Raw genomic sequence first — 11,508 nt, 5'->3', positions numbered from 1 at the left:
GGGCCATGCCACGGACAGGGCGCCTGACGGTCCGGTATGCGACGCCGAGCATCGCGGAGAGACCCTCTACTCTGCGTGATCTGCCCACGGGCATGCAGCTACAGCGGCGTCTATCCGGCTGGAAGGACGTCGGTTAAGAGACTCGGCGCCCTTGCTCGCAGATCACCGTGATGCCTAGGCGAACCGCATCGAGGGTTGCTTCGAGCCGGTCTGCCAACAACGGCTTCACCTTGCTGCGGGCTTCTTCCACCGTGTGGAAGTCCGCAGACAGGATCTCGGACTCGGTGAACTTCATTGCGGCAACGTCGTCGTTGGTGAGCAATCCTCCGTCGAAGACGAAGATCACGCCTTCCGGGCGCGAATCCTGCGGGCGCACATAGTCGACTACCAGTAGCCGCCCAAGAGGCTGGTCGCGGCCGATCTCCTCACGCAGCTCGCGTTGCGCCGCTGCCCAGGGCGCCTCGTCCTCCTCGACTGCGCCGCCGGGAATCTCGAAGTTCGGTTTGTAGGAGGGTTGCACCAGCAACACCCGATTCGAGCTGTCTCGAAACAACACCCCGGCGGCCATTCGCTTGCGCGGCAGCCCCGCCACATATTGCTCAACGGGCAATACAGCAGCGGTTGATCGAGGTGAGGAGTTCGATGTCGTCACCATCCGCACTTTAGCTAGTCCGTGGGCAACTCTCATCGGAATCTCTTTGTGTTAGCGCACATCAAGGTCTGGCTATGAGCGGGATTGGGCGGCACCGCCAAGGCGATCAACTGTCCGAGTTCGAGTCGCAGGTGGAGCGGGTCGTCGGTTAGCGTCCGCGCCGGATTCGGTTCGGCGGCGATGGGGTCGGCAGGTGTCGGCGTCGCCGGTGTCGCGTCGGTAACGGCGGGCGGCGGGGTTCGTCGACAGGGGGAGATGTGGCAGTACCGTGAGGTGCCGCTGCCGTCGGCTCGGCAGCGAGGATGCGGAGCCGAAGTTGTTCGGCGTAGCTGGCGAGTTCGATGTCCATTCCAGGATGGCGCGTGGGTACGGGCAGAATTTTGCTGCGGTGCGGGTCGTCGTGAAGAGCGTGGAAGTGGTCTTGCGGCGCACCGAGGGTGGGGTTGACGTTGATCCTGGCGAGGAGTGCTGTTGCTGCCTGCTGGGATAGGTCGGTGAGTGTGTCGAAGCGGGCGGTAGCGGTTGCTGGCGGCGTGACCGGGCGATGGTTGTTGATCCAAATGTCGGCTCGGGAGCGTAGGACAGCGGCGGTGTCGCGTGCGGTGGCGAGGGATTGGCCGAGGTCTTGATAGTCGTTGGTGGCGATCGCGGCGACGAGTTCGGGGGTGTCGAGGCCGTGGGCGTCGGCGAGTGCGATGGTGTCGAGTAGCTGCTGATACTTCGGTGACCGTGCGGCGTCACGGGCGAGCACGACTGGTAGCGCGCGGTCGAGAAGATAGGCACCGCGTGCGTGGGCGAGTAGCTGGTAGGCCTGGTCGTAGGCTGCGCGGGTTCGGCGGTCGGCGGCGGCTTGTTCGGCGCGCATAACGTCGACGGCGGACAGATTGTCGTCTTCTCGGGCCAGGACGCGGGCGAACATTTGTAGGGGCTCAATGGGGTCCTTGGGTTGTTGGTTGCCGGTGGGGTCGATGAGGGTGTCGGTGGCGAGGAAGATCTGGTTGAGTTCGGATCCGCGGGTAAGCCCGACATAGGCGAGGGCGCGTCCGAGGATCTCGTTCATCAGTACGTAGCAGCGACGGACGGTGATGCCTTGGGCGCGGTGGACGGTGGTGGCGTAGCCGAGTTCGACGTGGTGCCGGACGTAGTGGGTGGGGAGGTGGACGCTGCCGCGATGGTTGGTGCCGACCGCGGTGACGCTGCCATCGGGATGGACGGTGTGGATCCTCCAGAGGTCGCCGTTGTCGATATGGGTGCCATGGCGGAGGCCGCCGGCGATGCGTATGAGTGGGTTGTTGAGGCGGGTGACGATGGTGTCACCGACATAGCCGGTGTGGTTGTCCGACAATCGGACTCGGCCTTTGGCGGTGTCTATGCGGCCGGTGAGAGCGTGCCGGGCCTGGGTGGCGGCGTTGAGTGCGGAGACATCGTCGAGGGTGGCGGCGATCATGATCGAGGAGATTCCAGCGACGGTGTCTTCGAGATGTGCGGTGAGTATGGCTGCTCGAAGTTCATCGCTCATTCCCGATGCCACGCGGTCGTGGCTGTCGTAGAACTCCCATGCGTGTTCGAGGTTGCCGTTGCGGACGGCGAGGGTGGCCTCGGCTTCGTCGGGGTCGGTGAAGCGGACGACCTCACGGAGTTGGGGTGCTCGGGTATCGCGGGCGAGGGTGCGGAAGATGCCGCCGGCCTCGACGGCGGGGAGTTGTTCGGGGTCACCGATTCCGCGCACGACCGCACCGTGGGTGTGGGCCAGGGCACGCACGGCGTCGAAGTCCGCGGTGGCGGCCATCGATGCTTCGTCGATGAGCAGCATGGTGCCGCGGGTGATGCCGGTGGGGACGCCGTAGGCGGCTTGGGTGAGGAGTCGGTCGACGGTGTGTGCCGGGATGGTGAGGGTGGTGGAGAGTTCACGGGCCGCTGAGGCGGAGGGCGCCAGGGCGATGACGTTGCGTCCGGAGGCGCGCCAGGCTTCGGCGACAGCTTTCATCGCGGTGGTTTTGCCGGTGCCTGCGGGCCCGACCGCGACCGCGAGTTCGGTGGAGCAGCAGCACAAGTAGTGGGCGATCTCGCGTTGCCCGTCGTTGAGGACGACTCGGTCTTTGTTCCTGATCTGGGTGATCGCGACATCGACGAGGTGGGCAGAGATTGCTTGGCTGCTGGGGGTGTGAGCGGATTGGAGGAGTCGGGTTTCGGCGTCGAGAACAGCGTGGGAGGTGTAGCGGGTGGCGCCGGTGAGGGTGAACACGCTGTGGCCATCGCGGCGAGCGAGCGCGTGGGGGACAGGGTCAGGGTGGAGGGTGAGTTGGATGCTGTGCTGATTCCGGACCATAACGGTGATGTGTTCGACGGCGGCACGATGGTTGGTGTCGGTGGGGAACTCGATGACGGCGAGGCGGTCTTCGACCGCGGAGCGGATGTTGGCTTCGGTCCAGGTGGCTCGGCGCCGCGCGACGGTGTCGGCCACGTCTCGAGCAATCCGATCTGGTGCCCAGATCGCGCGTAGTCGTGCGGTGTGTACGGCTGAGATGCGGTCCAGGAGCTCGAGATCCGGATGCGGATAGAGCAGCTTGCGGACACTCTGAGCGGCTCGCGCCCGAGCGGCCGGTGTAGCGAAGGCCGCGCAGTCGAGGTGGCGGTCGATGCAGTGGTCGAGTTGCTGGCCAGCACTGTCGATGATGGCACGAGGGCCGCCGAGGTCGACCCCGATCGCGATGGCGATCTGTTCTGGATCGGCGGGGTGGTGGGTGTCCGGGTGGGTGTGAAGGTGGAGGAGGTCGCGGGCGAAGCTGGCTCCGTTGCGGCCTTCTGCGAGGAACCGGTGGAAGCGCGCGTCCCATTCGGTGACCATCTCCCGCAACGATTTCGGGAGCGGTTTCGCGGCGCGGGTCTGCAACGTTGCTTGCTGGGCAAGGCGGTACTGGACTGTGGTGCTCGGGTTGCGGCCGTGGCGGGCGCGGTAGTCGGCGACGAGTTGTTCGGTGCGGGCGATGATGTCGGGAGTGCGGGAGAACTCCTCGATCATCTCCTCGGTGATGCCGACGACTTCGAGGACGGGTTGCTTGCCCCGGCCGCGGCTGCGTTCCTCGCTGCGGAACCCGACTTGGCGCCGGACCTTGCCGATGATGATGGCGTTGTAGCGCGAGGAGAACGACACCGCAGACGCATACAGCGGTCGCGCGTCCAGGGCCGACCATTTGCCGTCGGAACCGAGAACCTTGCCGGAAACGACGGCATGCGTGTGGAGATTCGGGTCGCCGGATCGGTTGTCGAAGTGATCGAACGCGGCGATCACGAACCCTTCGGCGTCGATTTGGCGGGTGCCGTTGTGACCGCGGCGGGTGACCGCGCATTGGGATTCGGCCCACGCCAGGACTTCCCGCACGGCCTCGGTGTGGCAGCGCCAGATCGCGTTGCGGAGCTTGTCGTCGCCCAGGCCCCACAGGATTGAGATCGACTTGGGTGGAGTGAAGACCAGATCGAACCCGGCCACGGCTTTGCGGCTGTCCGACTTCTCCTCGGCCAGAACGGTTTCGATTTCGCTGCGTTCGGGTTCGCGACCGAGAGTGGCGGTGAGGTGCTCGCGGGCGGCGTCGGTACGCAGAATGCTGCGCTCGTCCCAGGTTGGGCGACGCAGATGGACGCTGGTGAAGGTGTCGATGTTGCGGGTGAGGAGGTCGGTGATCGGGGAGGATTTGTTGGTGAATTCGTAGAAGCTGGCACCGAGTTTGGCGGCCTCGATCGCTTGCTTGGCGGTCCGAGTGGCGGCGATTTCAGCGGCGATGATCGTATTCGCGTGCGGATGTAATCCTTCGCCGAACAAGGCTTGCATTTGAGCCTCGGTGACATTCCCAGATATCCCTAATCGGGCGGTTCCGGTGCCGAGCCATATGCCGGGTGGGGTGCCGCTTTCGAGGTAATAGTCGGTGAGATCACGGGTTCGATCCCGTAGGCGATCACCGCTGGCTACCTGGCCAGTAAGGTACTGGTAGCCATCGCCTGCATGGAGTCGATGGATCGTCATCACGTATCGAAGATAGCGCGGAAATTGACGTCGAATAGAACATTACCGACCGGTAGCATCCGGATGCAAGAGGTGTGGCAGTTGGAAGAAATGGAACCCATATGGGAAGTGGAGGGGAATGGTGGCGATGGTTGTGTAGGTAACAATTCGATGAGATTGTGGAAATGGAGCAAGAATTGATCAGATGAGAATTCCCGTGCCTCGCCGCGCGTAGCGCGGCGGCGATGCGGGTGCGAGGAGGTGGGGTATGGGTGCTCAGGAGGTGTCGGCGCGGAAGTGGGCGCGCAGTGCGATGGCAGGGCTGCTGGAGGCGCAGATGCGGGCGGCGCGGGCTGCCGAGGCGGACCTGGTCGAGTTCCATAAACACGCGGGCCGATTGCGGCGAGCCGCGGATCGCCGCGACGCGGTGATCGGGAGTGCGGTCACTCGATACGAGGCGATCGCGGCCGAAGCCGAGGCGGCGCAGGGCGCGGTGTTGAACAGGCTGGAACAGCGTGGCATGGACGAAGCACAGCTAGAGGAAGTGACCGGAGTTGGTGCGACGGAACTGAAGAGGTTGCGCCGCATCGGCGCAGCTGCCGCGACCCCGAGGGGCAACCGTCCAGAGCCAGCGCGGACGATGCGACGGTCATCATCGCGGTCGCAGCGCGAGTTAGTCGATCAGGACCGAGTGAGGGACCAGGTGTCGCAGCCCGGGGAGTCGGAAGAACGCGCGAGCCAGTCGGGATCCCCAGGCACCGTGTTTGGCGGCCCAGGCCCAGTTCCCGGCTAGCCACAGCAGGAACCCGCCGGCGAGCCAGGGTAGACGAGCGGGTAGGGCGTAGTCGGGGAACAGCACGATCCCTAGTAAGGCGTCGAGGACGATGAGGAATCCGAGGATGCGGGCGAGCATGGGGAACAGCGACCAGATCACCAGCAGTACGAGAGCGATGAGTGCGACGAGCCAGATCAGCGACATCGGTGGACCTCCGATCATGCCGAACATGCAGCGGGGGAGTCATTTCATTGCAGCGCTAAACCGGTCGGTATGGAAGTGATTGCGGGGAACCGAGAGAAAGTCGTGGACCTGGGCGACCGGACCGGGGCGGGTGGCAGATTGGTGCGGTATAGCGAGGCGTTCGTGTTGAGAGCACAGTGCGTGGGCGGATTCGCGGTCAAGCGAATCATCGAGCGCGACGGTGAGCTGGCGAACATGCTCGCGCAGTAGGTGGATGTCGGAAGTCAGAGTGCGGATGCGTGATTCGAGTATTCCGATCAGCGTGAACTGGGCGGCGGCCTGCGTTGCGGGGTAGCAGGCTGACGAGACATATGTTGGAGGCTTGTCGAGCGGCGCAGGGAGCGCGAGGTTGTGTGATCGGTCGTGCTCACGCGGGAGTGGGAATGGGGTGGTGTCTTGGGCGGACATGATCAGTCACCTCCAGCGGGGGAGAGACGTACTACGAAGCGGCGTGTTCAGGTGTGCGCCGTTGTGCGACGAAGCGGTGGCCGGGCGGGGCACCGTAGTGCCCCGCCCGGTAGGTCAGAACGGCGGTTCGTCGTCGGCGCCGACACCGACGAGTTCTCGGTCCTCGGCCGGTGCGTCATCGGCACCGGGCTGGGAAGACGAGTGCGGGACGGAGCCGCTGTCGCGGGGGTCGATTGCTCGGCGATCGAGCTTGGCGACCTTCGCGACGGCGTAGCGCAGGTCAGGGCCGATGCTGTCGACGACCAGCTCGTTGACCCAGCGCTTCTCACCTTCAGGGGTGTCGTAGGTGCGCTGCTTCAACTTGCCGTAGACGATCACCCGCATACCGCGCCGCAGGCTCTCGACCGCATTTTCGGCCATGTCCTCCCAAATAACGCAACGCATGAACACGACGTCGCCGTCTTTCCATTCATTGTCCTGGCGGTCGAAGATTCGGGTGTTCTGCGCGACCGAGATGGTGGTCACCGACTTACCGCCGCGGGTAAAGCGCTGCTCAGGGTCCTCGGTGACGTTCCCGACGACGGTGATGAAAAGGTCTCCAGCCATGACAGATCTCCTAACAGATGGGTTTGCTCGGAAAATGGAATGGACCGACAACCCCAAACCCGATCGGTGATCGGAGGGGCTGTCGATCTGCGGCCGTGGCCATCAGAGGTGGGTCGGGCCCGCAGGGCCGGCGAGGGTTCCGCGCCGTCGGTAGGGGATCGCCGTAGGCGACCTGAGCGCAGCGAAGGCTTGTCCGCTACCCGTCGCGGCGCGGGTTCATCGCTGGTTTACCCGCCCCGGCTCTGATCCCCTGTGGGGCTGATCGACAGCCACGTCGGACACCGATCAAAACGCAGAACGGAAATGCTGTACTTCGGGTTCACAGCCAGGCGCGAGGATCACTACGGCGACATCGAATCGGACTCGCCACCATGGCCCTGGTTGCTCGGCCAACCACAGCAACGAGAGGCGGCGCAGGCGTTGCTGTTTGGCGAAGCTGACTGCCTCTGCCGGAGCCTGGAAAGGCGGTCCGGTGCGTGCGCGTATGTACACGAACATGGTGGTGCCCGCGTCTTCGGCGATGAGGCTGATCTCGCCGTAGGTGCAGCGCCAATTGCGGGCGAGGATCTCCATCCCCGCGTCGGTCAGGTATTGGGCAACGAGTTCGTCGGCGGGAATCTTCGGTGTCGGATCGGGTTTCATCTCGCGGGTCCTTTCTGACCGAGGTGGGGTTGGTTGGGTGTTGTTGCGGGCGTGTGCTGTTGGTGGTTCAGGGGTCGGGGATGAGGTGGCGAGGTCGGTGGGCGCCGTAGGTGAGGCCGTTGGTGATCGCGCGGTCGAGTTCGTTGTGGGTGAAGCCGTCGATGCCGACGTGTTTGACCGCGGCTGTGGTGAGTTCGGCGCGGACCTGTTGTTCGGTGAGTTCGCCGGCGGCGACGAGTCGTCCCAGAGCCAGGGCGGCGCGAAAGAGGGTGGCGTTGCGGGTACGTGGTGCAGCATTGGCGACCTGTCTGGCCTCGTCGGTCACGATCGCGGCGAGGTAAGCACTCGGATGTCCAGGTGGCGGATCCGATGAAGGTTGGGGTGGGGGTGGGGCCAGCAACTCGACAAGTGCAGGGGGCAATTCGGCTATCGGGTGTGTATCGATGAGCCGATAGGTTCCTGTTCGTGTGCGCGAGCCGGCAGCGACGACGTATCCACCGCGTCCTCGCGAATCGATGAGAGGCCCGATGCGCCCGACCGAGCAGCCGAGTTCCGGTGAGGTCGGCGCGCGATAGTAGAAGTGCGCTCCGCCTGACGGAGTCCGCACCGCGAATGTGTGCACGGCGGACGGATCACCCGTGATCGCCGCCAGTCGAGCCAGTAGCTGCTGTGTTGTGGGCACGGCCGACGCGGGATCGGCCCGGCGGATGTCGATGTCGATGACCAGCAGGCCGCTGAGGCCGGTGGCGATGGCGATATTGCGGCGCGGGTTCTCGTTCCACCAGCGCCGGATCTGGTCGGGATCGGTGGTGGCATGGCCTGACCAGTCGCCTTGGAGGGCTGGGGTTTTGGCGTTGGGACGCAGCGGGAAGACGTACCAGCCGCGCCCTGCGGCGCGCATCGCCGCTTCGCGCAACGGATTGGCCGCAGACACGGGAATCCTCCTGGGAAAGTGTGGGTGCGATGAAAGGCAGCGGCGCGCGCCGTGGTGGCCGTGCGCCGCTGCGAATGTGAGGGTGGGGTGGGTCGGTCAGATTTCGATGCAGTCGGGGTCGCGGTCGCCGACCGCGACTTGCTCGATGGGGGTGAGGGTGTGCCCGATCTCGGCGAGGAATCGCAGGTAGCGCTGGACTCTGGGGTCGTCGTAGCGCCAGGCCTTCTTGCCGGTGCGCTGCTCACAGGCGGCGAGCACCAGCGCGAGCAGCACGACCCGGCACCGCGGGGGTCGGGCGTTCTCGATGCTGCTCAGCAGTTCTGAACGCCATCCCTTGACGCCCAGTAGATCCATCGCGAGGACCGTTGCGTCGTGGCTGTCGAGTAAGCCGGGCTCGGTGATGACGGAGGTGACGACGAACGACGACGCTTGTTGGGGAGGGTCGTTGTTGCGGGACAGCAGCTTCTGCAGGAAGTCCCGTCGTGCTTCCATTGCTGCTTTGCCGAGTTTGTCGAGCTCAGTCGCGCGCTGCTCGGCGAGTTCGCGTTGGCGGCGTTCTTCCTCGGCCCGGGCTCGCGCTTCGGCTCTCTGTTGGGCGAGCGCCTCCGCGCGTGCCGCAGCGTCAGGATCGTCCTCGGCGGGCGCGGTGTCGCTCGAGTCGGCCTCGTGACGGTCGCTGAGATCGGTGACCGTGTCGGGTTCGATGGTGTCGGTGAGTTCGTGGAGCCCGGCGGCGTCGAGTTGGTCGGTGGGTAGGTAGTAGTAGGCATCCCACAGGTCGTGTTGTTCGACTTCGCGAGCGTGGCGCATGCCCTGGGTGGGTGTGGCATCGGGATAGCGTGCGGTGGCCCAGTCGACCGTGTCGGGATCTACTGGTTCGCCGGTTTCGCGGTCGAGGGTCGCGACGTCTTCGAGCAGATCGCAATAGACCGCCCACCGCTGCGGTTCGGCCTGAATCTGGGCCAAGCTGACGGGCTGATCGTCGGCGGTGTACAAGCGCGTGGCAGAGAGGAATTTGGGGTCGGCGTAGTCGAGGTCGTGGGTGAGGATGGTGAACCCGGCTGCGGCGTAGGGCAGTGAGGCCTGCAGCAGTTTGCGGCGTTCCTCGCGTTGGTTGGCGATGCGGCGTGCTTCGAAGGTGAACATGCTGGGTGGGGTGTTGAGCAAATGCTGTACCGCCTCGGTGTCGCCGACGAGGTCGTACTCGGCGAGGATGGCGGCTTGTTCGAAGTCGAGTTGCCCTTCGTCCACGATCTGTCGAGCGGTTGGCGAGTGGCCGACCTTCTCGGCGAGTTTGACCTCTTCGCGGTCGGTTTGCAGCTCACGCGCGACCCGGGTGACCGAGGCGCCGAAGTCGAGCATCTGGGCGATGCCGGCGGCGCGATCGCCATCGGTGAGCGGGATACGGCGGTCGTTGACCGTGATCTGATCGCTGATGCGGGTGATCTCGGCTTCCGCGGTGCCGGGATCGGCAGCCGTAGTGATCCACACCGGCACCCGTGTGAGCCCGAGCTCGAGCGCGATCAGGGTCCGTAGCTGGCCGTCACGGACCTCGATAGTGCCGTCGGGCATCCGTTCTGCCTTGATCGGCAACAAGATGCCGCGCTCGCCGATCGATGCCTTGTATTTGGGATGGTCGAATACGACATCACTTGAGTTCGATTAGGTTCCGCGGGTCGGGGGAGCCACGGGCCGGGGGTTTGCTGGTTTCTGCAGCTTGGTCGGTGTGTCGAAGTTGCTTCGGGATTTCTGAAGTGATCTCATCAGGGTCGATCTCCTCTCGCATGTTCCGAAGGCAAGGAGCGTGGGTTGGCTGTTGCTGTGGTTCAGGATCTACGGGTGCATCGACCGGCGGCGTCGCCGGAGGAGCTGGAGGCGTTCGAGACCGATGTGCTGGCGGGGCTGGTGCTGGCGCGGTCGGCGGCGGGGCTGACGGATGCGACGATCCGCGGTGATCTGAGCAATCTGGGACAGATCCGCGAGTGGTTCGGGCGCCCGTTGTGGGGGATGGAGCCTTCGGACGCGGACGGCTATTTCGGCCGCGAGCTGCGCGGCGCGCCGACCGGGACGCGGTTGGCACGCGCGGCGGCGCTGTCGGTGTATTTCGAGTTCCTGGAATTGCGGCACAAGGTCGAGCTGCACGCGATGACCGGCCGGGTTATCGAGTGCCCGCTCGATGAGATGAACCGTCCTCGCGGCCGCAAGGACGCCAAGTTACGGATCCCGCCGTCGGAAGCCGAGATCGGGACCTTGTTCACTGGGTGGGCGCAGGAGCTTGCGACATGCCGGAAGTTCGCGCCGGCCGCGCGCAATTATGCGGCAGCCCGGTTGATGGCTGATGTGGGGGTGCGGGTCAACGAGGCCCGCCATCTGGACTTGGCCGATATCCGTTGGGAGCTGGGGCGATTCGGCAAGCTCCACGTCCGGGTCGGGAAAGGCGCCCGCGGGTCGGGGCCGCGGGAGCGGATGGTGCCGTTGATCAACGGTGCCGACCGCACCCTGCGCTGGTATGTCGAGGACGTGTGGGGTCAGTTCGGCGATGACCCAGCCCGCCACGGCGTGCCGTTGCTGCTGTCCGAACGCGCGTCTGCGACTGGAGGGCGGTGCCGGGTCGGCTACGACACACTGCGGGCGGGACTGGCCGAGGCGACCGCGACGCACCTCCCGGGATGGGCCGGGCGGCTGACTCCCCATGTTCTGCGGCATTTTTGCGCCAGCCAGCTTTATCTGAACGGGATGGACTTGTTTTCGATCCAGGAGCTCTACGGGCACGCCTGGGTGGCTTCCACGATGAGGTATGTCCACGTGCACCGCAGCCGGATCGAGGACGCTTGGATCGCCGGTCAGCAGCGAGCCGCGACGCGGCTGGAAGGACTGATGTGAATGCGCTGGAACCTGCGCCTGGCCGCGGCTAACCGCGGTATCTGGCAAGCCTCCGAGTTGCAGCGTCAGCTGGCCCAGCACGGCCTGGTGATCTCGGCAGGCAAGATGTCGCATCTGTGGTCCGGACAGCCGGCCTCGATCAAACTCGCCGACCTGGACGTCCTGTGTGCGGTGCTCGGGTGCCAGGTCGGTGAACTGCTGATTCCGGAGCCCAGCGCGGTAACGCGCCCCAACGCTGGGGCCGATGCGGATCCGGCTGTGGTGAACGCGCCACCGCGCGTGGTCCCACGCCGCCGCGACGGACGTTCGATTCCACCGCGGTAACCGGTGGTCACACGAAACGGCAGCGGGCCGAGGATCGCCCG

The 11,508-nt window shown here is 65.3% G+C and carries 11 protein-coding genes; 2 read left to right on the top strand and 9 right to left on the bottom strand.

Features of this window, described 5'->3' with window-relative positions; genetic code table 11:
- Positions 1–133: 133 nt before the first annotated feature.
- The 9 genes from OG203_RS16045 to OG203_RS16005 form a co-directional block, all read right to left on the bottom strand.
- Positions 134–652 (bottom strand): NUDIX domain-containing protein, encoded by a 519-nt coding sequence (locus OG203_RS16045; RefSeq protein ID WP_405166453.1) that lies wholly within the window; start codon positions 650–652, stop codon positions 134–136.
- Positions 653–800: 148 nt separating this feature from the next.
- Entirely contained in the window at positions 801–4,673 is a 3,873-nt protein-coding gene (mobF, locus tag OG203_RS16040; RefSeq protein ID WP_405167888.1) for a MobF family relaxase, read from the bottom strand.
- 255 nt (positions 4,674–4,928) lie between these two features.
- On the bottom strand, positions 4,929–5,174 hold the full coding sequence (locus tag OG203_RS16035) for a hypothetical protein (RefSeq protein ID WP_405166452.1): 246 nt from the start codon (positions 5,172–5,174) through the stop codon (positions 4,929–4,931).
- A gap of 151 nt (positions 5,175–5,325) precedes the next feature.
- Positions 5,326–5,631, bottom strand: a complete 306-nt coding sequence (locus OG203_RS16030; RefSeq protein WP_405166451.1) for a hypothetical protein — start codon at positions 5,629–5,631, stop codon at positions 5,326–5,328.
- Between the two features lie 39 nt (positions 5,632–5,670).
- On the bottom strand, positions 5,671–6,078 hold the full coding sequence (locus tag OG203_RS16025; protein ID WP_405166450.1) for a hypothetical protein: 408 nt from the start codon (positions 6,076–6,078) through the stop codon (positions 5,671–5,673).
- A gap of 114 nt (positions 6,079–6,192) precedes the next feature.
- Positions 6,193–6,684 carry a single-stranded DNA-binding protein gene (ssb, locus tag OG203_RS16020; protein WP_405166449.1) on the bottom strand — a complete coding sequence of 164 codons (492 nt, stop codon included), beginning with the start codon at positions 6,682–6,684 and terminating at the stop codon, positions 6,193–6,195.
- 285 nt (positions 6,685–6,969) lie between these two features.
- A complete protein-coding gene (locus OG203_RS16015; RefSeq protein WP_405166448.1) occupies positions 6,970–7,326 on the bottom strand; it encodes a YraN family protein in 357 nt (118 codons plus the stop codon).
- Positions 7,327–7,393: 67 nt separating this feature from the next.
- Positions 7,394–8,260, bottom strand: a complete 867-nt coding sequence (locus tag OG203_RS16010; protein WP_405166447.1) for a bifunctional DNA primase/polymerase — start codon at positions 8,258–8,260, stop codon at positions 7,394–7,396.
- A gap of 96 nt (positions 8,261–8,356) precedes the next feature.
- The gene (locus OG203_RS16005; RefSeq protein WP_405166446.1) at positions 8,357–9,832 is read right to left on the bottom strand and encodes a hypothetical protein; all 1,476 of its coding nucleotides are present in this window, start codon (positions 9,830–9,832) and stop codon (positions 8,357–8,359) included.
- A gap of 237 nt (positions 9,833–10,069) precedes the next feature.
- On the opposite strand from OG203_RS16005, the gene OG203_RS16000 reads away from it, so the two are divergent.
- On the top strand, positions 10,070–11,143 hold the full coding sequence (locus tag OG203_RS16000; RefSeq protein WP_405165546.1) for a tyrosine-type recombinase/integrase: 1,074 nt from the start codon (positions 10,070–10,072) through the stop codon (positions 11,141–11,143).
- Entirely contained in the window at positions 11,144–11,467 is a 324-nt protein-coding gene (locus OG203_RS15995; RefSeq protein ID WP_405165545.1) for a helix-turn-helix domain-containing protein, read from the top strand.
- Positions 11,468–11,508 lie beyond the last annotated feature (41 nt).

Source organism: Nocardia sp. NBC_01499 (assembly GCF_045040275.1).
Classification (GTDB): domain Bacteria; phylum Actinomycetota; class Actinomycetes; order Mycobacteriales; family Mycobacteriaceae; genus Nocardia.
This window is presented reverse-complemented; position numbering and strand designations above follow the sequence as displayed.